The sequence below is a fragment of the Marinobacter caseinilyticus genome (assembly GCF_011074955.1).
Classification (GTDB): domain Bacteria; phylum Pseudomonadota; class Gammaproteobacteria; order Pseudomonadales; family Oleiphilaceae; genus Marinobacter; species Marinobacter caseinilyticus.
In genome coordinates this window covers 217,874-242,091 of record NZ_WUQJ01000004.1, presented here as the reverse complement: position 1 = coordinate 242,091, position 24,218 = coordinate 217,874, and the positions used below count along the sequence as shown (strand labels likewise).

General features: G+C 59.4%; 20 protein-coding genes. 9 read left to right on the top strand and 11 right to left on the bottom strand.

Annotated features, from left to right (window positions below; all coding sequences use genetic code 11):
- Positions 1-45: 45 nt before the first annotated feature.
- From GRX64_RS01280 to ptsP, 3 genes are read right to left on the bottom strand one after another with little or no spacing between them, the layout of a single operon-like run.
- Positions 46-1,815: a PTS fructose-like transporter subunit IIB gene (locus GRX64_RS01280; RefSeq protein ID WP_166263365.1), complete on the bottom strand. Its 1,770-nt coding sequence runs from the start codon at positions 1,813-1,815 to the stop codon at positions 46-48.
- On the bottom strand, positions 1,812-2,777 hold the full coding sequence (pfkB, locus tag GRX64_RS01275) for a 1-phosphofructokinase (protein WP_166263364.1): 966 nt from the start codon (positions 2,775-2,777) through the stop codon (positions 1,812-1,814). The genes GRX64_RS01280 and pfkB overlap by 4 nt, the downstream gene beginning before the upstream one ends.
- A complete protein-coding gene (ptsP, locus tag GRX64_RS01270; RefSeq protein WP_166263363.1) occupies positions 2,777-5,608 on the bottom strand; it encodes a phosphoenolpyruvate--protein phosphotransferase in 2,832 nt (943 codons plus the stop codon). The genes pfkB and ptsP overlap by 1 nt, the downstream gene beginning before the upstream one ends.
- 156 nt (positions 5,609-5,764) lie before the next feature.
- On the opposite strand from ptsP, the gene cra reads away from it, so the two are divergent.
- A complete protein-coding gene (gene cra, locus GRX64_RS01265; RefSeq protein ID WP_166263362.1) occupies positions 5,765-6,763 on the top strand; it encodes a catabolite repressor/activator in 999 nt (332 codons plus the stop codon).
- A 111-nt stretch (positions 6,764-6,874) separates the two neighbouring features.
- Positions 6,875-7,729, top strand: a complete 855-nt coding sequence (locus GRX64_RS01260; RefSeq protein ID WP_486624549.1) for a DMT family transporter — start codon at positions 6,875-6,877, stop codon at positions 7,727-7,729.
- A 45-nt stretch (positions 7,730-7,774) separates the two neighbouring features.
- Here the strand turns inward: GRX64_RS01260 and GRX64_RS01255 are convergent, their stop codons facing one another.
- Positions 7,775-8,905 (bottom strand): histone deacetylase family protein, encoded by a 1,131-nt coding sequence (locus GRX64_RS01255; RefSeq protein WP_235937473.1) that lies wholly within the window; start codon positions 8,903-8,905, stop codon positions 7,775-7,777.
- A gap of 272 nt (positions 8,906-9,177) precedes the next feature.
- On the opposite strand from GRX64_RS01255, the gene GRX64_RS01250 reads away from it, so the two are divergent.
- From GRX64_RS01250 to GRX64_RS01240, 3 genes are all read left to right on the top strand, one after another.
- A complete protein-coding gene (locus GRX64_RS01250; protein WP_166263361.1) occupies positions 9,178-9,750 on the top strand; it encodes a PhnA domain-containing protein in 573 nt (190 codons plus the stop codon).
- An 11-nt stretch (positions 9,751-9,761) separates the two neighbouring features.
- Positions 9,762-11,714 carry a CASTOR/POLLUX-related putative ion channel gene (locus GRX64_RS01245; RefSeq protein WP_166263360.1) on the top strand — a complete coding sequence of 651 codons (1,953 nt, stop codon included), beginning with the start codon at positions 9,762-9,764 and terminating at the stop codon, positions 11,712-11,714.
- A gap of 211 nt (positions 11,715-11,925) precedes the next feature.
- Entirely contained in the window at positions 11,926-13,521 is a 1,596-nt protein-coding gene (locus tag GRX64_RS01240) for an isocitrate lyase (protein ID WP_166263359.1), read from the top strand.
- 241 nt (positions 13,522-13,762) lie between these two features.
- On the opposite strand, the gene GRX64_RS01235 is transcribed toward GRX64_RS01240, so the two are convergent.
- The 3 genes from GRX64_RS01235 to GRX64_RS01225 all read right to left on the bottom strand — a co-directional run bounded on the left by GRX64_RS01235 (position 13,763) and on the right by GRX64_RS01225 (position 18,170).
- On the bottom strand, positions 13,763-14,884 hold the full coding sequence (locus tag GRX64_RS01235; protein ID WP_166263358.1) for a M48 family metallopeptidase: 1,122 nt from the start codon (positions 14,882-14,884) through the stop codon (positions 13,763-13,765).
- A complete protein-coding gene (locus GRX64_RS01230; protein ID WP_166263357.1) occupies positions 14,853-16,214 on the bottom strand; it encodes a YjgN family protein in 1,362 nt (453 codons plus the stop codon). The genes GRX64_RS01235 and GRX64_RS01230 overlap by 32 nt, the downstream gene beginning before the upstream one ends.
- A gap of 159 nt (positions 16,215-16,373) precedes the next feature.
- Positions 16,374-18,170, bottom strand: coding sequence for an ABCB family ABC transporter ATP-binding protein/permease (locus GRX64_RS01225; RefSeq protein WP_235937472.1), 1,797 nt, complete (start codon positions 18,168-18,170; stop codon positions 16,374-16,376).
- 433 nt (positions 18,171-18,603) lie between these two features.
- On the opposite strand from GRX64_RS01225, the gene GRX64_RS01220 reads away from it, so the two are divergent.
- The 4 genes from GRX64_RS01220 to GRX64_RS01205 are packed head-to-tail and all read left to right on the top strand — an operon-like array spanning position 18,604 to position 20,889.
- Positions 18,604-19,233 (top strand): dentin sialophosphoprotein, encoded by a 630-nt coding sequence (locus GRX64_RS01220; RefSeq protein ID WP_166263356.1) that lies wholly within the window; start codon positions 18,604-18,606, stop codon positions 19,231-19,233.
- Between the two features lie 56 nt (positions 19,234-19,289).
- Positions 19,290-19,640: a hypothetical protein gene (locus GRX64_RS01215; protein ID WP_166263355.1), complete on the top strand. Its 351-nt coding sequence runs from the start codon at positions 19,290-19,292 to the stop codon at positions 19,638-19,640.
- An 11-nt stretch (positions 19,641-19,651) separates the two neighbouring features.
- On the top strand, positions 19,652-20,350 hold the full coding sequence (locus tag GRX64_RS01210) for a C39 family peptidase (protein ID WP_235937471.1): 699 nt from the start codon (positions 19,652-19,654) through the stop codon (positions 20,348-20,350).
- A 5-nt stretch (positions 20,351-20,355) separates the two neighbouring features.
- Positions 20,356-20,889 carry a hypothetical protein gene (locus GRX64_RS01205; protein ID WP_166263354.1) on the top strand — a complete coding sequence of 178 codons (534 nt, stop codon included), beginning with the start codon at positions 20,356-20,358 and terminating at the stop codon, positions 20,887-20,889.
- Between the two features lie 53 nt (positions 20,890-20,942).
- Here the strand turns inward: GRX64_RS01205 and GRX64_RS01200 are convergent, their stop codons facing one another.
- The 4 genes from GRX64_RS01200 to GRX64_RS01185 all read right to left on the bottom strand — a co-directional run bounded on the left by GRX64_RS01200 (position 20,943) and on the right by GRX64_RS01185 (position 24,155).
- Positions 20,943-21,989 carry a transporter gene (locus GRX64_RS01200; RefSeq protein WP_166263353.1) on the bottom strand — a complete coding sequence of 349 codons (1,047 nt, stop codon included), beginning with the start codon at positions 21,987-21,989 and terminating at the stop codon, positions 20,943-20,945.
- Complete coding sequence (locus GRX64_RS01195) at positions 21,986-22,351, bottom strand: AAA-type ATPase lid domain-containing protein (RefSeq protein ID WP_486624550.1); 366 nt, start codon at positions 22,349-22,351, stop codon at positions 21,986-21,988. Before GRX64_RS01195 ends, GRX64_RS01200 begins: the two co-directional genes overlap by 4 nt.
- On the bottom strand, positions 22,240-23,457 hold the full coding sequence (locus GRX64_RS01190) for a sigma-54 dependent transcriptional regulator (RefSeq protein ID WP_166263351.1): 1,218 nt from the start codon (positions 23,455-23,457) through the stop codon (positions 22,240-22,242). The genes GRX64_RS01195 and GRX64_RS01190 overlap by 112 nt, the downstream gene beginning before the upstream one ends.
- A 176-nt stretch (positions 23,458-23,633) precedes the next feature.
- On the bottom strand, positions 23,634-24,155 hold the full coding sequence (locus tag GRX64_RS01185; RefSeq protein ID WP_166263350.1) for an acyl-CoA thioesterase: 522 nt from the start codon (positions 24,153-24,155) through the stop codon (positions 23,634-23,636).
- Positions 24,156-24,218 lie beyond the last annotated feature (63 nt).

Sequence of the window (24,218 nt, the reverse complement as noted above, 5' to 3'; positions counted from 1 at the left end):
TAGCAGACCCTGCCAAGATCGCCTGCTTGCGCCGCGCCGTCAAGCTCAGGCCGCCTGTTTGAGCACTTCCGTGCGACCGGCCTTGAGCAAGGCGTAGCCCCCACCAATGACCAATGAACCGATTGTGATGGCCAGTACATAGGGCACCACCGCGCTCACCGCATTCGGGATCAGCAGTACAAAGAGCCCGCCATGCGGTGCCAGCAAGGACACCGTGAAGTACATCGACAAGGCGCCGGTAATGGCCCCGCCCACCATGCAGATCGGGATCACCCTCAACGGATCCTTGGCCATAAAAGGAATGGCGCCTTCGGAGATAAAGCAGAGCCCAAGTACGAAGGACGCACGGCCGGCTTGGCGTTCGCTGTCGGCAAATTTGGCCTTGGCCAGGACGCTGGCGACTCCCATACCAATGGCGGGCACCATACCGGCGGCCATAATGGCGGCCATGGGAGCGGAGCCGCCGCTGCCTTCGGACAGCAGGCCAACACCGAAAGTGTAGGCGGCCTTGTTGACCGGGCCGCCCAAATCAAAGCACATCATGGCGCCGAGGATAGCGCCGAGTGCCACCGCATTGGCGGTGCCCATGCTCTCCAGAAACCCGGTTAGCCCTGCCATGATGGCGGCCATCGGTTCGCCGATCACATAAATCATGCCCAGGCCCGTCACCAGGCTGGCCAGCAGTGGGATGATCAGAATGGGTTTGAGCGCCTCAATGCTGTCCGGCAGCGACAGTTTCTGATTGATAAACCGGGCCGCATAACCGGCGAGGAAGCCGGCCACAATCCCGCCCAGAAACCCTGCGCCCAGGGTGCCGGCAAGGTAGCCACCGATCATGCCGGGCGCCAGCCCGGGCCGATCGGCAATGGAATAGGCAATGTAGCCTGCCAGCAGCGGAATCATGAGCTTGAAGGCGGCGCCGCCGCCAATCTGCATCAGCGTCGCAGCCAGGCTGCCCTCGTCCTCGAAGGCTTTGATGCCGAACACAAAGGACAGGGCAATCAACAGCCCACCGGCCACCACCATCGGCAGCATGTAGGAGACGCCAGTCAGCAAGTGCTTGTAGGGGCCGGCTTGTTCGCCCTGAGGCTTGTTGGCCGATGTCGCCGAACTGGGTGCCTGTCCGGCTTCCGTTTTCGCCTGCGCCAGTGCGTCTTCCAGGGTTTGCCGGGGCTTTTTCAGGGCCGTGCCAGTGGAGGTGCGCCAGACCCGCTTGCCTTTGAAGCGGTCGGGGGCGACCTCGATGTCGCAGGCGAGGATAACCACGTCCGCCGCAGCGATATCGTCGTCGGTCAGCGAGTTCTGAGCACCAACCGATCCCTGGGTCTCCACCTTGATGGTGTACCCCAGCGCCTGGGCGGCGCCGGTCAATGCTTCGGCCGCCATAAAGGTATGAGCCACGCCCGTGGGGCAGGCGGTAACAGCGACCAGCCGCTTGGGGGCTTCCGCCTCGTGGAGGTGGGGGGTGTGTTGCGATTGCGGGTGTGTTGCGGCCTCCACCGGGCTATAGCATGAAGCCTCCCGTTGGGCCTGCCGCAGTGTTTGGTCCGGGTCGGCCAGGGCCGCTGTGGTGGTGATCTGGTACAGTCGCCTGCCGGTAAAACGGGTTAGATCGACCGGCGCACTGGTTGCCGCAATGACCAGGTCGGCGTTGGCAATTTGTTGTGCGGTCAACGGTTGGGCCGTTTGTGGCTGGGTCTGGATTTCGGTGACGCTGGTCCAGTCGGCTTTTGTGGCCGCACGTTCAAGCGCGCGGGCGGCGAGGTAGCTGGTGGCAATGCCCTGTGGGCAGTTGGTGAGAATGATCAGGTTCATAGTGGCAGCTCCCGAATCGTGTTGTCCCCCAGCAGGGAGTGGATTCGTGTTTGTTGTTTTAGGCGGCTAAGGTCTGGCGCATCGGGGTTGCCGACACCAACGTGTCGAACCGATTCCGCCGCCAGTGCGGTCGCCAGCTGGAGGGTGTCGGTGCGAGGCAGGCCTGACAGCTGACCGTGAATTATCCCGGCCAGCAAGGTGTCACCGGCACAGACGGTACTGACCACCGGCACCGGTGGGGAGGTGGCATACAGCTCCAGGTCCGGGCTGAGCCAAAACACGCCCTCGGCGCCCATCGAGACGATCACTTCACGAATGCCGGCGCCCTTCATTTCACGGGCAGCCCGTATGTGAGCGGTCCGGTCGGACAACGGCCGACCGGACCAGGTGCTGAGTTCGTCGCCGTTGGGTTTTACCCCCCGGGGAATCGCTTTCAGGCCTTCAACCAGTGCGCTGCCACTGGTATCGAGCCACGTCGGGCGCCCGATGCGCTGGCAATCCACCATCAATTCGTACAGGGCCTGTGCGGGCAAACCAGGCGGCAAGCTGCCGGCAAACACCACTGCGTCAACGTCTTTGACCAGCGCACCCAGATCCGCTTTCAGCTGCTCAATGGCCTGCGGCGGCAGGGTAAAGCCGGGGCCGTTGATGTCCGTAACCCGGCCCCCGGTTTCCGCAATCTTGATGTTAATGCGGTTGCAGCCGAGTACCCGGACAAAGCGGTCCCGCAATGCCTCGGCCTCGAATAATCGCTCAAAGGGGGCCGCGTTGCTTTCGGCCATGAAGCCGGAGACCGTGACCGTGTGTCCCAGCTGCGCCAGTACGCGAGCGACATTGATGCCCTTGCCAGCAGGCTGCAATTGGGTGGCTTCGGACCGGTTGACGGCGCCCAGGGCAAGGCCGGGAATTTCCGCGGTCAGGTCCAGAGCCGGGTTCGGGGTGACCGTCAGTATGTTGGCCATCAGAGCGTCTCCAGGGCGTCGCGCACGTCCGCCGCGTTAGCCTTGCTGAGCGCCAGTTCAGCCTGGCGGCGCGCATGGTCGAGGGTCAGGCTTCGGATGCACGCTTTGACCAGGGGAACCCGGCGGCTGGTGACCGACAGCTCATCCACGTCGAGGCCCACCAGCACGGGAATGGCCTGCGGGTCGGAACCCAGTTCACCGCACACACCGACCCAGCGTTGGTGGGCGTGGGCTGCCTCAACCGTCATCTGAATCAGGCGCAGCACCGCTGGATGCAGGCCGTCCGATTCCGCCGACAATTGGTCGTGGCCCCGGTCGATTGCCAGCGTGTATTGGGTCAGATCGTTGGTGCCAATGGAAAAGAAATCCACTTCCGGGGCCAGTGTGTGAGCCAGTAAAGCGCTGGAAGGTACCTCAATCATGACTCCAATCTGGACATCACTGGCCCGGACCTCCGATCTGACACGTTCGACTATGGCCTTGGCGGCCCGCAGCTCTGCCAGATCCTTCACCATGGGAAACATGATGCGTAAGGGGCGGTCGCCAGCGGCGGTTAGCAGAGCACGAATCTGGGTCTCCAGAATCTCAGGCCGGGTCAGCGCCAGGCGAATGCCGCGGAGTCCGAGAAACGGGTTGTCTTCCTGGGGAATGGGCCAGTAATCCAGTGGTTTGTCACCGCCCACGTCCAGTGTCCGGGCGACCAATGGCAACCCCTGGAGGGCGTCGAATGCCGCCCGGTATTCCTGAATCTGGGTGTGCAGGTCGGGCGCCTGAGGGTGCGCCATGAAAATAAATTCGGTGCGCAGCAAACCAATACCGTCGGCGCCTCGCTCAACCGCATCGGGGGTGTGGGCGGTGTTGCCAAGATTGGCGCAGACTTCAACGGTATGGCCATCCTGGGTGGTGGCCGGTGTGTGGCGTAGCTCATAGGCTTTGGCCTGCAAGGTTGCCAGGGTTTCAAGCCGCCGGTCGACTCGTAGACGACGATCGACGCTGGGGTCGGGGACAAAACAGCCACGCTCGCCGTCGACGACCACATCAACGCCATCGGCGAGCGACAGGATCCGTTCGCCGGCGCCCACCACGGCAGGCAGGCCCAATGCCCGCGCCAGGATGGCGCTGTGGGAGGTTGCGCCGCCGCGAGCGGTGATCAGGCCCCGCACCCGCTGGGTGTCCAGCCGGGCGACGTCCGAGGGCCCGAGGTCTTCCGCAACGAGGATGTACGGCGTGTCCGGGGGTGTCGGCATCACAATGTCACACAGAATGGCCAGCACGCGACGGCCAACGTCTCTGAGGTCGGCGGCGCGCTCCGCCAGCAGCCGGTCCGAAAGAGCCTCCTGGGCCCGGGCCGCCGAATCGATTGCAGACCACCAGCCGGCTTCGGCTGAGGCGCCCTCACTGATCGACTCCCGAGCGGCCTGGTGCAGGTCGTCGTCATTCAGCATTTCCGCATGCACCGACAAAATGGGTGCGGCTTCGCCGCCCTCGGCTTGACGAATCAGGTCCTTGAGTTGCTCTTCAGCACGCCGGACGGCCGACGCCAGGCGATTGAGTTCGTCTGCGGGCTGCACGGCGGTCAGCGGGTAATCGAGGCGCGGCACCCGGAGTACGAACGCGGGCGCCAACGCCAGACCGGGGGAGGCTGCTATGGCTTTGACCGGTTGGTCAGCCGATAACGGCTCCGGTGCGGTCGTGAGGGTGTCCGATGTGCTCTGGGGGGGTTCCCGGAGCGGACTGACGGCTTCGCCGAGGCCGTCGCTGATTGCCTGTCGCAGTGCCTCTACCGACAATTCAGCCTGGTCACCGGTGGCGGATATCTGGAGTGTCTGTCCACGCCGGACTCCCAGCCCAAGAATACGGGTAAGGCTGACCGCTGAAACCGCCGGGTCGTGACTTTCAAGCAAGCGAATTTTGAGTGTCGCCGGTTGTTGACGGGCAACCTGCACCAATTGTTTGGCTGGCCTCGCATGGAGGCCATGGGCATTGAGAACACGGATGTTGACGGTGACCGCGTCGGCGAAGTCGCCCGCCATGCAGGCCAGTACCGCATCGGATGACAGCCCGGACAGAGGGGTGGCTTGCGCGAGCACATTGTCTATTCTCGCCAGCAGCGGGTCGCAACCATCGCTGCTACCGGCAAGGCAGAACACGCCTTGCAGGCGGTCGGACGGGTGCTTGGGTGTCGCCAGTGCGAGCGCGGGCTGAAGGACGCCGGCGCCGCAGTGGGCCAGCCAGAATCCCTGTCCGATGGCGACCGGTGTTTGGCCGGCCAGGGTTTGCACAAAATCGGGGTCCACGCAGGTCAGTGCCTGTAGCCGTGCGGCCGCACTCAGTGCCAATTCCATCGGTGTGGTGGCGTTCAGGCCGAGGCACAGGGTATGGCTATCACAGCGCCCCGCGACGGGCTCGCGAGACAACGCAGTGAGCAGGCTGGCGGACTCGGTAGCGCGAGCAAGGTGGCCGGCAAGGCCGGGTTTATCCAATACCCGTGTCAGCTGACGGAGAATGTCCAGGTGTTCGTCGGTTTGAGCCGCAATCGCAACCAGTACATACACGGTTTCACCGTCATGCCAGCGCACGCCGGCGGGAAACTGCAGCACCCGAATACCCGTGGCGGCAACGGCGTGTCGGCTGTCCGGCGTGCCGTGCGGAATGGCGATACCCTGGCCAAGCACAGTGGAGGACTGCGCCTCCCGTTCGAGCATGCCGTGGTGATAGTCCGGTGAAACGCGACCGGCCATCTCAAGATCCTTGCTGGCTTGGGAGAGGGCTTCCTGCCAGTTCGCGGCGCGGCAGCCAAGACGAATATCATCTTGCGTCAGTGTCAGCATGTGAGGGTGCTCCGGTTTCCGTGAAACGTTGTTGTTGTACCGGTAATGGTAGTTGCTGAATCGTGTCAGCAACCAGTAGAATGATTCTGGAATAGAATAGATCAGAAATCAAGCATCCGATTTGGTAGTCTGCATGACTTGCACGAGGAGCCCAGCATGACATTGGCTGAACTTGCCCGCTTGGCGGGGGTGTCCAGAACAACCGCCAGTTACGTCTTGAACGGCCAGGCCCGGGCACGCAGAATCAAGCCCGATACCATCGCCCAGGTCCTGGCCGTGGCCGAGGCTCACCAGTTCCGTATCGACACCCAGGCGGCTGCCCTGCGCGGGGGGGCAAGCCGGACCATCGGATTCATTCTGCCGGATCTGGAAAACGCCAGTTACGCCCGTCTCGCCAAACTGCTGGAGTTGGGCTGCCGCGCCCAGGGTTATCAGTTGCTAATCGCCGGCTCGGACGATGATCCGGATACCGAGAAAGCCCTGGCGCAATCGCTCAAGGCACGTCGGTGTGACGCATTGATTGTGGCCAGCTGTCTGCCACCGGACGGTGACTTTTACCCCGACCTGATGGCGCAGGGCTTGCCAGTAATCGCCATTGACCGTGCGCAAGACCCGCAACGTATCGCGTGCGTGGTGAGTGATAATCGCGCCGAAGCCGCCATGTTGACGCGCTCGGTACTGGGGCCGGGCGTTCGCCGCGTGGCGTGGATGGACGCGGTGCCAGCGTTGACCATGACCCAGGAGCGTCGGTCCGGCTTCCACGATGCCATTGCGCAGGGGCCCGTGCAGTCACTGGAACTGAGCGGGGAGCATTACGACCGGGAAACCGGTGCTGCATTGATGCGCCGGTTGCTGCAGGCCAAACACTGTCCGGAGGCGTTGGTAACGGCCTCGTACACGCTGTTGCAAGGGGTGTTGGACGTTATGCTGGAGTCTGGGGCGACATTGCCCGAAGGCTTCCGGATCGCCACATTCGGAGACGACCGGTTACTGGACTTCTTGCCCATGACCATCAACTCATTGCCACAGCAACACCAGGCCATTGCCGATTTGACGCTGGCGAAAGCGCTGGCCGCTGTGGCCGGGGATTATGCTCCGGGCTTGCAGGTGGTCGAACGGACGCTCACACGCCGGCAGCAGCGCTCAGGCTACTGAGTGGCCGCGCCGGCCGGCGGGCGTTCGCCGTTGCCACTATAGTCGCAGTTTCGGCGCAGCCATTGGCGGCTAAACTTTGCCGGCCTGTTCCATTTTCATAAGGATCACTGCGTGTCACGTGCCCGCGTTATTGTATTGACCACCACCGCGATGATTGCGTTTGCGGGTAATTCGTTGCTCTGCCGTGTGGCGCTGCGTGAAACCGGGATTGATGCCGCGAGTTTCACCACCGTTCGCCTGTTGTCCGGCGCGGTAATGTTGTGGGCATTGGTGCGACTTAGCCAACGCCGGGTTGAGGGCAGCGGCAGTTGGGTGTCCGCGCTGGCCCTGTTTGGTTACGCTGCGGCATTCTCTTTCGCGTACCTGGGGCTCTCTGCCGGGATGGGCGCGTTACTGTTATTCGGCGCCGTCCAGGCCACGATGATCAGCCATGGCTTGTGGCAGGGTGAGCAAATGAGGCCGCTGCAGTGGCTGGGTTTTCTGTTGGCTTTCGGGGGCCTGGTCGGGTTGTTGCTGCCGGGGTCGTCGGCGCCGCCGTTGGTCAACGCGGTGCTGATGCTGGCGGCGGGTGTGGCCTGGGGCGTCTATTCGTTGCGTGGCCGGGGTAAGGGCGATCCGACCCGGGTGACGGCCGGTAATTTTGCCCGTGCGGTACCGTTTACCCTGGCACTGAGCGTGTTGATGATGGGTGATATGGCGTGGGATCCGGCAGGCCTGGGGTACGCGGTAGCGTCCGGCGCGCTGGCGTCCGGGATGGGGTATGCCGTCTGGTACATGGCACTGCCGCTGCTGCGTGCCACGTCCGCCGCTACCATTCAGCTCAGCGTGCCGGTCATCGCGGCCCTCGGTGGGGTGCTGCTGCTCGGGGAGTCGTTGACGGCGCGGTTGGTGCTGACGGCGATGGCGATCTTGGGTGGCATCGCACTGGTGATCCTGGAAAAACAGAAAGCGGCGGCCGCATCGTGAGCCTGAGGTTCACGACGCGGGCTGCCAGTGCGATCGAGCGTTGGCTTAGTGGTTGTCCGTCGGTTCGTCAAAGTCCTCTGCCGCGCGGATAAAGGCATCGCGATGAAACTCCGTTGCAATCTCGACTTCACGAACGCCGCAAACGCCGGGTTCTGGCGGCTCGCCACCGGCCAGTACGTCGAGTACCGCCCTGACCCCGTGCGCCAAAGACTCCAGGTTATAGCCGCCTTCCAATACGAACGCGAGGCGACCGTTACAGTGTTTGCGGGCCAATGACTGGAGAATGCCTGTCATGGCTCCGAATCCTTCATAAGAGACGTTGAGGGCCAGGTCGTACCAGTGTGGATCAAACCCGGCTGACACCAGGATCAGGTCGGGTTTGAACCACTCGGCCGCCGGCACCAGGATGTCGTTAAGCGCTTTGATATAGGCCGTATCACCCGCCCCGGCGGGCATTGGAACATTGACCGTGGTGCCTTCGCCGAGCCCGGCACCCACATCTTCAAGGCCGCCGGAGCCGGGGTAAAAAGGGGCACCGCGATGTATGTCGAAAAACATCACATCGGGATCGGCCCAGAAGATATCCTGGGTGCCGTTGCCGTGATGGGCGTCCCAATCGACAATCAATACCCGCTCGCAACCCAGCACAGCCTGGGCATGGGCCGCGGCGACCGCGACATTGTTGAACAGGCAGAAGCCCCGGGCCCGCACCGGCTCGGCGTGGTGGCCCGGCGGCCGGACCAGGGCAAAGGCACTTTCGGTGCGGCCTGAAACGACCGCCTCCACCGCTTTGATGGCGCTGCCGGCTGCGACCTCGGCCGCCTCGATACTGCCAGGCGAAACCGCCGTGGTATCGACGTCGAGCCAGGCATTCTGACCGCGAAGCTCGTAAATACCCTCAATGAAGGTGGCGGTATGAACCCGCTGCAATTCTTCTTCCGTAGCGGCCCGACCGGTCTCGAACTGGAGCCCCGGAACCGGTTGTTCATCCAGCAGTGCTTTGATGGCGGTCAGTCGACCCGGGTGCTCAGGGTATTTCCAGGGCACCCCGAGGCCCGACAGGATTTGCCGGACTCTCTTATCCATTCGGCCCGGAAGAAACGCCGCGTCGGTATCAGGCTCATGAGCCAACACGCGCTCATCGTAGATTACCGTAACTTTCGACTGTTCAGACACTTGCCACTCCCTGAATAATCCCCTCAAGATAAGTCATTCAATGATAGACCATACCGCTGATAGAAGGATCGCACCACGAGGATTAATCACTTACTATCGTCCCCGTTTCTATTTATACCCCTTAAGGTCACTATGGCAAACCGGCCGACACGTTTTTGCGTATCCCAAACGCTCTGCGGGGCCTGGTACTGGCGGTCGCAGGCCAATGTGCCATCACTGGAATGCCCCTGAGGCTTCCGCCGGACAGACGCGATTCACAACAGGATACAAAGATGGCAACTGAACAGGCATTACGGGAACGCAGCAGAGAACGGTGTGAGCTGTGTGAAGGGACATCGAATCTCGGCGTGTACGACGTTGCCGGACCAGCGCCGGTGGCGGACACAGAGTTGCTGCTGTGCCGTGTCTGTCGCGACCAGCTCGACCAGCCAGCAACCCTGGACTCGGCGCACTGGTCCGGCCTGAGTGACCGCATGTGGAGCCCGGTCGCGGCCGTGCAGGTGATGTCGTGGCGACTGCTGAAGCGGCTGAGCGGTGAGAGCTGGGCCCAGGACCTGCTCGATATGCTTTATCTGGAGGGTGAGATGCAGGCCTGGGCCGAAGCCGGTACGCTGGCCAACGCCTCGGCGTCCATTGCCACTCTGGACGCCAATGGCGCGCCATTGCAGGCGGGTGATTCAGTCACCCTCATCAAGGATCTGGACGTGAAAGGGGCCAATTTTACCGCCAAGCGCGGCACCCCGGTGCGGAATATTGCCTTAACGGAAAATCCGGAACACATCGAGGGGCGTGTAAATGGCACGCGAATCGTACTGTTGACCCAGTACGTCAAGAAGACCGGCTGAGAGATTTTCCCATGCTGCCATTGCGTTTTATTGATCGGGCCAAGTTCATCGTCGAGCGTCAGTTTGTCAAAGGGGCCGGTTTCCAACTGCTGGTTGTGGGTGTTTTCATCGGCGTTATCTCGCTGGTGGGCGGGCTCCTGGTCAGCCCTTTGGGAGCCCCGTTTGACGACTTGGGCTCGGCCATCTGGTGGGCATTCCTGCGGCTCACCGATCCGGGCTATCTCGGCGACGACCAGGGCAATTGGCAGCGCTTTGTATCGACCCTGCTGACGGTCAGCGGCTACGTTGTCTTTCTGGGCGCGTTGGTCGCCATCATGACGCGCTGGCTGATCGCCATGATGACGGACCTCGAGCGCGGTCTGACCCCGGTCGCGTTGAAGCGACACATTGTGGTACTGGGCTGGACCAGCCAGACCCTGCCGTTGTTGTCGGAGTTGCTGGGCCCCTCTGGGCGCATGCGACGATTCCTGGAACTTCACGAAACCAAACGCCTGCGGATTGTGGTGCTGTCGGAGCAGGTTTCAGCGGGCCAGGTATTGGAGTTGAAAAATGAGCCGGGCATCGGGCGGCGATCCCGCCAGGTTATCCTCCGCTCCGGCACACCGATTCAGCCCGACGCGCTGCACCGGGTCGCTTGCCTGGAGGCCGCTGCGGTCATTGTTCCCAGCGGCTCCCAGGGCCCGAACAGTCTGGTCACGGCGGATGTTGAAACCGTCAAAGCGTTGCTTTCGATAGCGGCCCAGGCCCATCAGATCGGCGCACCGCTGCCGTTTGTGGTGGCGGAATTGCAGGATCTGCGCAAACGCCCGGTGATCGAGCGGGCGTACCCCGGTGCGGTTGAGGTGGTCGCCGGTGACGCCACCATCAGCCGGTTAATGGCCCAGAATACCCTGCACCCGGGGTTGTCTGAGGTCTATAACGAACTGTTGACCGCCGGTGACGGCAATGAAATTTACGTCCGGTCCGGCAGTGTTGCAGCCGGTATGACACTGGAGGAACTGGCGTCCACGCGGCCGCTGGCGATTGTGCTGGGCTTGCTGAGCCCGGTGGCGGGTGGTTGGACGGTGAATCTGATGGCGCCGTCAACAACGGTGATCAAATCGGAAGACCGAGTCGTTTTGATGGCCCGGGATTATTCCGAAACCGAGCCGGTGGCGAAGGCAACGTCGTTGCCCCGGATTCATCGTGATGCGCCACCGATGCCTGATCTGCGGGGTAGTGAGGACGTGCGTCATCGGATTCTGGTGCTGGGCTGGAACCGGCGGGTTCCGACCCTGATCTCGGAGTTTGAGAGCTATACCGGCCACCGGTTTGATGTCGATGTGGTGGCCGTCACCGCAGCGGATGTGCGGGCTGCTGACATACAACGTTATACCGGCGGTACCGAGCGGGTTGAATGCCGTCATATCGACGGTGATTACATGCTGGAAGGTGAGTTGCGCCGTCTGCAGCCGGACGGTTACGACTCGGTGCTACTGCTTAGCAGCGACCGCCTGGCTTCCGGGGAAGAGGCGGATGCCCGCACGCTGGTGGGGTTCCTGCAACTGGAAGACATTCTTGCGGAAGCGGCCCGCAAGCCCCAGGTAATTATGGAACTCAGCGACCCGGACAATCGCTCGTTGCTGCAGGTTAATCAGAGCGAAATTATTGTCAGCCCGATGATCCTCAGTCACGTGTTGGCTCAGGTAGCGCTGCGGCGCGAACTGCGAGTGGTGTTCGACGAACTGTTTACGGTAGGGGGGGCGGAAATTGTGTTTCGGCGCCAGGAAGACTACCCACTGCCCGCCAGCGCGGACTTTCTGGCGTTGGAGAAAATAGCGGCGGCTCAGGGTGATATTGCGTTGGGGGTGTTGCGGGCGACACCGGGTGAGTCGGGTAAGCATGTGCAGCTCAACCCGGAGCGGCGCGCGTTTCTGGATCTCCAGCCAGGCGACCAGTTGGTCGTGTTGGGCCACATGGGCTGACACTTAATGCCGGGTTTTCAAACGGTTGTATGAATTCCCGGGGCGTCATTTTCATCATTCATGCAAAAAATGGCGGGAATAGATATTATAAATTTCAATTATAAGTTCAAAGCCTCTAAAGTAACTTCCAACATCGGCTATTTGCTCATTTTTTGAGCGGTTGAGCTGGTTGTCCAATGATCCTTAAATCGCACGAGACAGGACAGATTCAATGCCATATTCAAACGACGTTCTGGCTGCCAAGCAGCTGCTGGAAGCAAACGGTCCAAGCTGGGCTAACATCAATCCGGAACACGTAGCTCGCATGCGTGCCCAGAACCGCTTCAAGACCGGTCTGGACATCGCCAAGTACACCGCGAAAATCATGCGTGAAGACATGGCGAACTACGACGCTGACACCGCTCAGTACACCCAGTCCCTGGGTTGCTGGCACGGTTTCATCGGTCAGCAGAAAATGATCGCCATCAAGAAGCATTTCGGTAGTACCAAGCGTCGTTATCTGTACCTGTCAGGCTGGATGGTTGCCGCCCTGCGCTCTGAATTCGGCCCGCTGCCTGACCAGTCGATGCACGAGAAAACCTCGGTCTCCAGCTTGATCGAAGAGCTGTACACCTTTTTGCGTCAAGCCGACTCCTGGGAACTGAACCACCTGTTCCGTGATCTGGAAGAAGCCAACAACGCGGGCGATTCCACCAGGGCCAAAGACCTCGAAAGCAAGATCGACAATCATGAAACGCACATCGTGCCGATCATTGCTGACATCGACGCCGGCTTCGGTAACCCGGAAGCCACGTACTTGCTGGCCAAGAAGATGATCGAAGCCGGTGCGTGCTGTATTCAGCTTGAGAACCAGGTATCCGACGAGAAGCAGTGTGGCCACCAGGACGGAAAAGTCACCGTTCCTCACGCCGATTTTATTGCCAAGATCAACGCCGTGCGTTACGCGTTCCTTGAGCTGGGTGTGGACGACGGTGTAATTGTCGCCCGTACCGATTCCTTGGGCGCGGGCCTGACCCAGAAGATTGCGGTTACCAAAGAGCCGGGCGATCTTGGCGATCAGTACAACAGCTTCATTGAGGGCGACGAAATCACCTCCGCTGAGGCGATTGAGAACGGCGATGTTGTGATCAAGCAAGGCGGCAAGCTGGTCAAGCCGAAGCGTCTGGCCAGCGGCCTGTACGAATTCAAGAAAGGCTCCGGCGAAGACCGTGTCGTGCTGGACTGTATCACCAGCCTGCAGAACGGCGCCGATCTGCTTTGGATCGAAACCGAGAAGCCGCACGTTGGCCAAATCGCGGCCATGGTTAACCGCATCCGTGACGTGGTTCCCGACGCCAAACTGGTTTACAACAACAGCCCGTCGTTTAACTGGACCTTGAATTTCCGTCAGCAGGTCTTTGATGCCTGGAAGGAAGAAGGTAAAGACGTTTCAGCCTACGAACGCGCTGCACTGATGAGTGCCGAGTACGACGAAACCGAACTGGGCCAGTTGGCCGATGAGTGGACTCGTAACTTCCAGCGCGATGCCGCTCGTGAAGCCGGTATCTTCCATCACCTGATCACACTGCCGACCTACCACACTGCAGCGTTGTCTACCGACAACCTGGCGAAAGGCTACTTCGGTGACGAAGGCATGCTGGCCTATGTTGCCGGTGTTCAGCGTAAGGAACTGCGTCAGGGCATCGCCACCGTTAAGCACCAGGACATGGCTGGTTCGAACATCGGTGATGACCACAAAGAGTTCTTTGCCGGTGAAGCCGCGCTGAAGGCGGGTGGTAAAGACAACACCATGAACCAGTTCGGTTAATCGAACGGACTGGGGGTGCAGCTCGGCCAGAGGCCCGGTTGCACCCAAAAAAACCCCGCCACGGCGGGTTTTTTTTTGCTTACCGGGGAGAGCCGAGAGCGTACAGATTTCCCGGCGGCCACCAAAGATGGCTGCAGGCAGCGTTCAGCGTCGGAGCCCGGCCAACTGACGCCCAGTGAGGTGGCAGCCCCTTTGAGGCCGAAGCGTCGGCTGCTACGTGCCTTTGGGCGGCAGTGAGTGCTTACCTGTTATCGGACGCGTCCTCAAACACGCGAATGCGTTCTCGAGACAATGGGTGTGACGACAACAGGCCCCCCAGGGTTTCCTGCCAGCCGGCGTCGCGGTCGGTCTCCGTTGGTTCAGGGGCAGTAGGATGCTCGGGGGAGTGCGGTTCGATGCCCTCATGCTGTTGCTGCATCCGGGTCATGATGTTGGCGAAATGAATGGGGTCAATGCCGTTGTTGAGCAATACCTGCAGCGCGTAATGGTCGGCTTCGCTTTCCATGCTCCGTGAATACGCCAGGTTCGCCAGTGTGGCTGGTCCCAGTACCGTAGCGTCGGAAAATGACGACAGGTCGCCGGTCATCATCACTGCAATCCAGGCGGTCAGCGAGGACTGAACGACACCCTGCAAACCATGGTTGTGAGATACGTGACCCACCTCGTGGGCCAGAATGGCGATCAGTTCTTCGTCCCGAGTGGCCAGTGTGACCAGGTCGTCGGTGAAGATCAGCGTACCATCGGGCAGGGCCAGGGCGTTGGCGCCGATCACAGGGCTGGCGCGAAACTCGACCCGTAGCGCTTGCCCGTTAACCGGGCGGAGAAACGCTGCAAAGGTGGTGCGCAGGTTCCGCTGGCGGGCTTCGGGTAGCTGCGACGGCGACAGCCAGTGGGCGTCCAGGGTATCCAGCGTGGCTTCCCCGAGCTGGGTGGCCACTGACGCGGGCAGGGCCGTTGCAATAGCTCGAGCCGTCCACGGGATACCATAGACAAAGGTGAAGGCCACCGAGGCTATGGTGACAACCGATGCCACCAGAATCAGGCCGAGGTGGTTTTCGAGTCGATGAAGCCAACGGTTGACACGACCTTTGCTCAATTGGCGGCTGAGGGCATCGATACCGTTGTTGTCGTGGGTCTCGAAGACACCGCCATCCGGGAGGTAGAGGTATCGGGGTGTGTTGCCGATTCGGGGGGAAACCCGAATGTCGGGCCAGCGCAGCGAGCGACGTTCGTCACCCGCATCCAGAGCCAAGACTCCCGCTGCCGAGCGCAGCACGGCGGCGCGACGGCGGGAGTCCTTGCCTTGAAAATACTGGCCTTGCAGCGTGACGTCAGATGGCGGCGAATTCGACGTCAAAAGCATCCCCCAGTTCTTGCCCCAATGCGCTGGTGCGTTCCGCCTCTGCGGCGACAAAATGGTCCAGATCACCGTCAACGGTCAGCGCGGTACGGGAGGCGCGGTACTGGACCATCCGTACTTTCGCCCACGGGGTATACAGGCCCAGTGTCAGCGCAACCAACACACTGTTGCTGACATATATCCAGACCATCCGGGTGCCTTCCAGGTTTGACTCAAACTGGTGGTTGTCCAGGGTGGTGCCGTTCATGAACAGGTTGGTGATACCCGCCGAGAAGTAACCAAAGAGCACAAGATAGGCGGCGAAAGTAACCGCCATTCCGGCCACCTGGTGCACAAAATAGCCCAGCACGCCAGCGATCACCCCAAAGCCAAGACCGATCAGCAGGCCTTTGCCGAAGAAGCGGTAGTACTCGCCGACGGTGTTGTTGAGTTGAAAGGGTGTGGTGCCATAGCGACTGCCATTGGCAATAAATTGATGGGATTTCAATGCGCTGAAAGGAACCAGAATCAACAGCGTCAGCAAGTTGAGCAGTGGCCAGACAAACACGACCATGAGGGCATGACCATAGCTGGCCTGAAAATTGAACCGCACATTACGGTAGGCGCTGTTGATGGCGTTGAAGCGCAATGAACGGATGACAATCCAGGGCACGATAAAAATAAAGCCAATAGCCAGCGCCAGACCGGCCTTGGCGTAGAATTCAGAGATCATAGTGAAAATGACCAGCACCGCCAGGGCGATCAAGCGTCCCTTAAGGATGGTGATCGGGGAGGCCAGGTACTGGAAACTGGAGCCGTCGAGCTCGGTGTTGCCGTAAAAATATTGTTTGTTGCGCACGGTCGCCCAGGCGGAGTATATGCCCAGGGTGACGATGGTCAGCAGGATATTGACAATCCAGATGCCAAAGTACTCGCCACCGCGGCCATTAAAGGTCAGTGGCGCCTGTCGTAACAAACCACGCTCTGACGACGCGGCAGGCGTTTTCGGACTGTTGGTGGCACCCGTTGCTTCGGGCGTTGCGGATTGCTCCAGCGACAGATTCCCGGATGTCGAGGGCTCCGATTCAGCGGCCTGAGGGGCCATGGCTTGGGACTGAGCGGCAAGGGCGCTCATGGTTACGTCGGCCCCCGAGCTGATCAGCCGCTCCTGGTATCGCAGTGCCTCTTGTAGGGAAACGCCGGACTTGATGATGGAGGTGGAAGAGTCAAACAGGCGCTCCAGGCGCTCGTCTGAAATCCGAAAAAGGGCCTGGATGTCACGCCTTACATCGGCAGGTTCAAACCCGTCGAGAATGCCGCCGTTGAAGGTGATTTGGTAGAGTTCTGTTGTCATGCTGAACCTTGTTTACGGTATGTCCTGATAACAAGGGCGTGGTGCTGCCCCAACGAGATTGCTTCCTTGCGCGTGTGCCATGGTCGCATGCAAAAGTTACCAGAATTTCATGCTGGGTTAGAGGATTGCGTCACGTTTTATCGGTCTGGATTGTCAAATTTATGTCACTGCTTGATCCCGGTGTTGAATTCGCCACAAATTGGCGTAGGTGCCGTCCCGGTTCAGTAGGGCGTCATGAGTACCGAGTTCGACGATTCTGCCCTGACTCATGACCAGAATGATGTCGGCGTCCACGATGGTCGACAGCCGATGGGCAATCACCAGGCTGGTTTGGCCGCGTGAAACCTCCCGGATAGCTTCCAGGATGCTGCGTTCGGATTCGCTGTCCAGAGACGACGTCGCTTCATCAAACACCAGAATCGGTGGTCGCTTCAGAATGGTGCGGGCAATGGCGACCCGTTGCTTCTCACCGCCACTGAGCTTTAATCCTCGCTCACCGACCACCGTATCGGCGCCATCCGGCAGGCCGTCAATGAATTGGTCCAGGTGGGCCATGCGGATGGCCTGGCGGACCTCGGCCTCGCTGGCGTCGATGCGTCCGTAGCGAACGTTCTCGAACAGGGAGGTGTTAAACAACACCGTATCCTGAGGCACAATACCGATCGCCTGGCGAAGGGATGCCTGCGTGACATGGCGAATGTCCTGGCCGTCGATCCGGATGCTGCCCCCACTGATGTCGTAAAAACGAAACAGCAGTTTGACCAGGGTGGACTTACCGGCACCGCTGCTGCCCACCACCGCCACTTTCTGATGGGGCCGGACCTGGAAGCTGACCCCATGCAGAATGGGACGTCGGTTCTGGTACCTGAAACTGACGTCATCAAACTCAATGGCGCCGTCGCTGACCTCCAGTGTGCGGGCGCCCGGCTGATCGACAATCTCGGGGGACTGTTCCAGCAGTTTGAACATGCGCTCGATGTTGGTCATGGCACTTTTCAATTCTCGATACACAAATCCGAGAAATCCCAGGGGAATAAACAGCTGCATGGTAAAGGCGTTGATCAGTACGAAATCGCCCAGGGTAATCTTGCCGGCAATAACCTGACTGGCGGCGAGCACCGTCATGGCGGTCACCGCTACCGCGATAATCATCGCCTGACCGCCGTTGAGGAGAAACAGCGACAGGCGATTCTTGCGCCGGGCCTGCTCCCAGTGGGCGAGGTCTTCGTCGTAGCGCTTGGCCTCAAAGCGTTCGTTGCCAAAATACTTCACGGTTTCATAGTTCAGCAGGCTGTCGATCGCGCGAGTATTGCTGGTGGAGTCCGCGAGATTGGCTTCCCTCACGAAACCCAGCCGCCAGTTAGTGACAATGACAGAGAAAATAATATAGGCCACGACCGCCGCCAGAGTGATCAGTGCGAACCCGATGTTGTAGTTGATCAGCAGAATGCCGGTCACCATCGCCAGTTCCAGCAGCGTTGGCACGATATTGAACACCATGATGCGCAGCAGGAAGCCGACCCCGGTAACCCCCCGCTCAATGTCCCGGGACAACCCTCCGGTGCGGCGGTTGAGATGGAAGTTCAGTTCCAGCGCATGCAAGTGCTCGAAAACCTGCAGCCCTATGCGGCGCATTGCCCGCTCGGTTACCCGTCCGAACACCGTGTCGCGCAGTTCGCCGAACAGCGTGGTGGCGAGCCGCGCTGTGCCATAGGCCAGTAGCAGCCCGAGCGGGAGTGCTACGGCGGTATCCTGCAGGGTGTCCTGATCGAGACCGTCCACAATGTATTTGAGGATGAAGGGCACCCCCACGGTCGCCAATTTGGCGCCAATCAGACACAGCATTGCGACAACAATACGGCCACGAAACTCCAGCAAATAGGGCCAGAGGCTTTTGAGTGTCTTCCAGCTGAGCTGGTGGGCTTCCATGTCGGGAGCCGTTGCAAGGCTGCGCATGATGACGGAATTTCCGGTAAGAAAAGTCAGAGACTAGCAGAAAGTGGAAACGACCGGCAGGCATCCCAGACCAGGCGTGCCGGGCCGGGCACGCCGTCGCAAACTGCTGTCAGCAGGTATGACACTTCACCAGCGTTAAAATTACTGACGCTTTGATGACTTCTATCTCATTGAATAAAAATAATTATTTGTTTGCACTGCCGGTGCATCGGCAACAGGTGTTGCAGGCCTGAAACACCCAGGCGCGGATGCCCGGGAGCTTAACCACGGCTTTATTGAATAGTTTATGAATATCAATTGCCTGCATTTTTATTGTTGTTTTGGCATGGAAATCGCAATGGTTCAGTCAGGCGGCCCTGGTGAGCGACTGGTCTGTACGGAAACCGGGGAGACGTCGAGGGAAAACAAAACTATGCCAAAGGGAATGATGACGATGAAAACTCAAAAAAACTTGCTAGCGATGGCTATTGCTTTGAGTCTTGGGTTGTCTGGATATGCCGTAGCAGACCAGGGCGGTGATGGTGACCCAAACACCAACGCCGACGACTTCTCAACCGCGAATAACGATCATTCCGGAAATACCCACTCCGGCAATGACAATTCCAACAATGCGGATAACAGCACCGATGTTGCCGACTCGTTCAAGATTGCAGACAGCGGCAATGACAATTCGGATAACAGCACTGACGTCAGCGACTCCTTCAAGATTAAAGACAGCGGCAATGACAATTCGGATAACAGCACTGATGTTAGCGACTCCTTCAAGATTAAAGACAGTGGCAACGACAATTCAGATAATTCCGACAGCAGCACCAGCATGTTGGACCTGAATGTGAGTGTATTCCTCAACAATGCCGATCTTGAGGGCTCCGTGTCTGGTATTACCACCACTTATGGCGATGCCATTGGAGGCGGTTCCTATACCGAGGTTACCCATCGCAACGAGTTTTCCGGTGGTTCAGCGAACTTCACCGGGGTGGGCGCCATTGCCCAGAATGCGGGTAATGCCAGTGTGACCCAGGCCAACGTCAGCGTGATGTCCAATCTGACGACCGGTAACTAAGCGCTGTTTGGCCGCACCCGGTAATGGGTGCGGCCACCGGTTCGGGAGGAACCGTCATGGGCAAAGCTGGCGGATTGAAACGCAGTTTCATCCTGATCGCACTGATGATCGTGCCGGTGGATTGGCTGGTTGCCGAGGAGTTGTTGGATATTGTACCGGTGTCGCAACATCAGTTGGCCGAGGCCAGTGGGCGACAGGGGTTGCCGGTGCAGTGGCAGGTGAATGACACCGAGCAGAATGCAACGCTGTCAAACAACAGTCTGTCCGGCCAGGTCGTTACCGGAGACAACACGATTGCGGGCAATGCGTTTGAACACATGAACGGCGTAGCCACGGTTATTCAGAATACAGGCAACCAGGTTGTGATCCAGGAAAGTACCCAGATTAACGTGTTAATCAACCGCTGAAGGAGGGGGCCGTGGACGGGAAAACAGTGGTCGCAATGAGTTTGCTGTTTTGCCTGCCATGGCCCTGCGCCTATGGGGGCTCGGTTCAGGTCCCCGGCATTGGCGGACAGATCACAATGGACGTGGTCAGTTTCCAGGAACAGCGTTTCTCAACCATCATGCGGCAAGAATACGACTACAGCTGTGGATCTGCGGCGCTGGCGTCGCTGCTGTCATTCCACTATGGGCAGCAGGTCACGGAACACGCCGTATTTGAATCCATGCTGGCGAACGCCGACAAGGACAAGGTTCGCCAGGAAGGCTTCTCCATGCTCGACATGAAGCGTTATCTTGCTGGTCAGGGGTATCGGGCCGATGGTTTCAGGCTGTCGTTGTCGGGGCTTCGGCAACAGGTTGGATTGCCGCTGATCGTATTGATGAATGTGGATGGTTTCCGCCACTTTGTGGTGGTCAAAGGCATCAGCGATCAGGACGTTTTGGTCGGCGATCCGGCGCGTGGTCTCAAGGTGTATTCCCGGGATGCCTTCGCACGCCAGTGGGATGGCATTGCCTTTGCCATTCGCAACCAATTAACTCAGGGCCGCGGCGCCTTTAATCGGCGTGAAGACTGGCAGCAGGTTGCCAGAGCCCCGGTGTATCATGGTGGCGACCCCAACGGACAGTCGTTGGGGTACATACTCCCTCAATGGTCTTCAAGTATCGATTGGTGATGACAATGGACAGTCAATGCACATCAATAAGCGCCAGCAGGCTACCGCGCATTTCGCCCGCGCTGTTGCTCACGGTGATTGCGGGCATGGTTTTATTGCCGCCGGCGCACGCCGAGCTGCCACTGCCCACTCCGGCACTGGACGATGCGGTGCTGGATACCCAGCGCGGAGGATTTCTGCTGGATAACCTGGAAATCTCCATCGGCCTGGAGCAGGTTGTTTCGGTCAATGGTGAAACGCTGGTCGTGAACCGCTTGATGATTCCAAATCTGAATCAGGCGCTGTCGCCCTCGCAAGCGCAGATTAAACACAATCTTGAAACATTCGTTGTGGTGCCTGGCTCGCAACATGAACAAAGCACCCTCGTTGCAACCAATAGGACCCTCAACTCCGGCTGGCTGACCCAAATACAGAACAATCTTGATGGCGCGGTTATTCAGAATATCCGTGCGCTCAATATCGAATTGAACAATGTTGGCACCTTCCAGCGGATGCCCGAAACGTTCGGTGATCCTTTCCTGCAATCGCCCGGTCGCTGAAGCGGATTCCGCGATGGCGGCGATTACGAAGAGCGGAGCGTCAGGTGTGCCATTTAAAAAGCGATAGGCAGCCGGACCGTGATTTCGCTGTTGGGTGCCTGTTCTGTGACACCAATGCTAACCGTCAGACTCAAGCTCGTGTCTGGGGTCAATCGTTGCGAGAGCCCGAATGCGAGTGAGCCGACTTGAATGCGCTCAAAGCTGGTATCCAGAAAATTCTGGTCAAACTCGCGATCGGTTTTCTGAATCACAGCGTGATCGTAGCCAAGGCTGAACGACGTTTTTTCATTGAACGCGAACCCCATGCCAAAGCCAAACCGCACGATGTTGCCGGGATTGACGGTGCCGCCGTTGGCAAAGCCTTCGTCCTGTTTTAATGTCCATACATAACTGATATTGCCGAACAAAACGGCGGGATCGGAGGGAAAAATAAAGGAAAGTCCGGGTTCGAAGGACCAGAATCCGGACCCAGTGGGCCGTTCCGCGAACGCAACGCCAATCGGGTTGCCCTGGCTGTCCTCAAGCGTGCGCTGCTCCACATCAAAAGGCCCTTCGCCGGTGGGTGCTTTGACCCGGAAGTTGCCAATGGTATAGGGCCAGCCATCCAGGCCATCGTTGAATTGATACCGGATGGAGGCTTCAATGTCGCCCAGCCCTTCGCCGGAAGACTCTCTCAAAGTGTCCACTGGCGTGCCCTGAAACGCCTGTCGCTCGCGCAGGTCCTCATGAACGGACAGGTAGGGGATGCGGACACTGGCTTCGAACCGGCTGGTAAAACCGTACTTGAGCGACAGGGCGCCCACGAAGATGTCTCGTTGAACCTCAGAAATGTTGATCAATCCGACCAGCAGGGCGGGTATTACGGTGTAACCTTCTATGGCCACCAGTGTGGAGTTGCTGTGGGCGTGGGAAAAAGACGGCTCGATGATGAACCTGCCCGGTTCGGTGACGATGCCCCGATCCGTGGTGATAGAGGCTATTTCGCTGGCCTTTTCCGCTCGCTGGCTTTCGTTGGAATCGCTGTCTTCGGGCGCTGCCATGACGACGGTGGAGGCGAGCCCCACGACGACCACAACAGAACATCGTTGCCACTGAGTCATGTGGATTCTCCTTGCTGCGATGAGTAAATGAGAGGTTTTGTGGTCGGCCTGCAGGCCGGTTTCGTTTCCTGCCGTTTCATCATGCGGTAGAGCGACACGCGTGAGATATCCAGCAATCTTGCGGCCGCTGAGACGTTATGACGGGTCAACGCCAGGCAGTGTGCCACCGCTTCTTGTTCGGCACGCGCCCGGTACTCCGCCAGAGTCACTTTCGTCGGGGTGGTAACCGTTGCCGGATAGGTGGTGACGCTCAGGTCTTCCGGGTGCAGAATCGGGTGGTCGCTGAGCAGCATGGCCTGACGCAGGCAGTTTCGAAGTTCATGGAGGTTGCCGGGCCATTGGTACCTGCAGAGACAGCGCAGCGCCGCCTTACTGAGTTTCCGGGTGGCTTGGGGGCGGTGTCCGAATGCAATCGGGTGATGAATTCGGTGAGCATGGGCACATCGTCAAGACGTTCCCGGAGTGCCGGCAGTCGAATATCCAGCCCGCCCAGGCGATAAAAGACGTCAGCCCGAAAACGACCGGCCTCGATCAGGCTCTGCAGCGATGTGGAACTGGTTGCAATGATGCGGGCATTGACGGTGCGAACCTGCTGACTGCCGATCCGTTCAACCTGACCTTCCTGCAAAAACCGCAGCAAAATGGACTGCTGCTCCAGCGTCAACTCATCGATACCCAGCAGCAGCAATGTGCCCCCGTGTGCGGCTTCAATGCGGCCGGGACGGGATGAAAAGGCGTGGGTAAATGCGCCTTTTTCATAGCCGAACAATTCACTTTGAGTCAAAGACGTCGGCAACGTGGCGCAGTTGACCGTCACCAGTGGCCCCTGGCGAACGGGCGAGCGACGATGGATGAAGTGGGCGGCGGCGGTTCTGCCGGTGCCGCTTTCACCAAAAATAAGCACCGGTTCCAGGGTCTGGGCAAAACGCTGTAACCGCGCCCGGGTGTTACGAATAGCCGATGAGCGCCCCGACAGCGAGTATTTTTGAAAACTCTCCTCCGCCGAGTCGTTGATGTGGGCCTTGAGATCGGCCATGCCCCAAAAATGGCCGAGTACCGCCGCCAGCCGTTCAGAGTCGCAGGGCCAGGTGTGGTAATCCGCGCAATGGGAAGCGATCACCGATTGGAGTTGGGCGTCTTCTGCTGGTGGTTGGCTGAGCAAAGCCGCCCAGGTAGCCGGTGCAAGGCTTTCGATCCACTTCTCAAGGTGCGCCGAGCGACTGGTTTGGTATTGGCGCAGGTCGAGCAGACCAACCCGAATGTCAGGAAGAGTCGGTAAAACAGCGGGAGGCGGACCAAGCAGATCAAACGAACTGATTTCCCAGCCGGGCAGCCGGGGCAGGTCCGAAAGCGTCCGGCCGGGGCTGGGGGACAGCCAAAGCAGCGGTCTTTTTGCCAGCATGGCACGACCTCCTAAAACATCCGTTGTCAGGTACTGCTGCTTATCGGCAACCTCTGTCTGAAACATGACTGTCGCGTATCCTGCCGCCCGAGCAACATCCGCGACTACGCCGCGGCATAACAGGCCGAATACGCGACAAGTAGTCGAGCATTTTACATGCCATTCCAGAAAGTCTTTTAGTTTTATGAGCCTGCGTGCGGTGTGCGGTTGTGCGGTGCGAAATATGTAAGAAATGTTGACACTTACGAGGGCGCAGGCTTGCGACCGGCTCCGTTGGTTTCCGACAATTCGTTGCGCATGGCCAGACGGTGGTTGCGACGAATGTCCGCATTGTCGAAGCGTCGTTGCTGCTCGTCGGTTTCCGGTAAGACCTCGACAACGTCCACGGGCTTGTCGTCCTTATCAAGCGCGACAAAGGTAAAGAAGGCCGACAGGATGTGGCGCACTTCTCCGGTGTAGCTGTTCTCGGCCATGACCCGGGCCCCGATTTCCATCGACGAGCGCCAACTGCGATTCAGGGCTAGGCTGAACAACAACGTATCATTGCCTTTGGCGGGGGCGCGAAAATGGATAGAGTCGACCGAGGCGGTCACGCAGACGTGACCGGAATGGCGCTCGGCCACAACCAGTGCCAAACGGTCGCATTTGGCCATAATCATGCCGCCAAACACGGTGTTGTGCGCATTCATGTCGTTGGGAAACACCTTGTAGACGTGTTTCTCGATGGCGGATGCGGCGACGGGCTTGGCGTGTCGTTCGGTCATGGGTCGGGTTCACCTTGCTTTTGAAACAGGGCTTTAGCGTACACCATTCATCGTCATTTGGGA

What these genes read in the sequence shown, in the direction of transcription:
- GRX64_RS01250 (WP_166263361.1), top strand. Translation starts at nt 9,178, where the DNA reads ATGGCAACTGAACAGGCATTACGGGAACGCAGCAGAGAACGGTGTGAG.
- GRX64_RS01200 (WP_166263353.1), bottom strand. Translation starts at nt 21,989, where the DNA reads ATGACTCAGTGGCAACGATGTTCTGTTGTGGTCGTCGTGGGGCTCGCC.
- GRX64_RS01220 (WP_166263356.1), top strand. Translation starts at nt 18,604, where the DNA reads ATGAAAACTCAAAAAAACTTGCTAGCGATGGCTATTGCTTTGAGTCTT.
- GRX64_RS01235 (WP_166263358.1), bottom strand. Translation starts at nt 14,884, where the DNA reads ATGCTTTTGACGTCGAATTCGCCGCCATCTGACGTCACGCTGCAAGGC.
- cra (WP_166263362.1), top strand. Translation starts at nt 5,765, where the DNA reads ATGACATTGGCTGAACTTGCCCGCTTGGCGGGGGTGTCCAGAACAACC.
- GRX64_RS01245 (WP_166263360.1), top strand. Translation starts at nt 9,762, where the DNA reads ATGCTGCCATTGCGTTTTATTGATCGGGCCAAGTTCATCGTCGAGCGT.
- GRX64_RS01205 (WP_166263354.1), top strand. Translation starts at nt 20,356, where the DNA reads ATGGACAGTCAATGCACATCAATAAGCGCCAGCAGGCTACCGCGCATT.
- GRX64_RS01240 (WP_166263359.1), top strand. Translation starts at nt 11,926, where the DNA reads ATGCCATATTCAAACGACGTTCTGGCTGCCAAGCAGCTGCTGGAAGCA.
- GRX64_RS01225 (WP_235937472.1), bottom strand. Translation starts at nt 18,170, where the DNA reads ATGCGCAGCCTTGCAACGGCTCCCGACATGGAAGCCCACCAGCTCAGC.
- GRX64_RS01190 (WP_166263351.1), bottom strand. Translation starts at nt 23,457, where the DNA reads ATGTTTCAGACAGAGGTTGCCGATAAGCAGCAGTACCTGACAACGGAT.
- GRX64_RS01185 (WP_166263350.1), bottom strand. Translation starts at nt 24,155, where the DNA reads ATGACCGAACGACACGCCAAGCCCGTCGCCGCATCCGCCATCGAGAAA.
- GRX64_RS01215 (WP_166263355.1), top strand. Translation starts at nt 19,290, where the DNA reads ATGGGCAAAGCTGGCGGATTGAAACGCAGTTTCATCCTGATCGCACTG.
- ptsP (WP_166263363.1), bottom strand. Translation starts at nt 5,608, where the DNA reads ATGCTGACACTGACGCAAGATGATATTCGTCTTGGCTGCCGCGCCGCG.
- GRX64_RS01230 (WP_166263357.1), bottom strand. Translation starts at nt 16,214, where the DNA reads ATGACAACAGAACTCTACCAAATCACCTTCAACGGCGGCATTCTCGAC.
- pfkB (WP_166263364.1), bottom strand. Translation starts at nt 2,777, where the DNA reads ATGGCCAACATACTGACGGTCACCCCGAACCCGGCTCTGGACCTGACC.
- GRX64_RS01280 (WP_166263365.1), bottom strand. Translation starts at nt 1,815, where the DNA reads ATGAACCTGATCATTCTCACCAACTGCCCACAGGGCATTGCCACCAGC.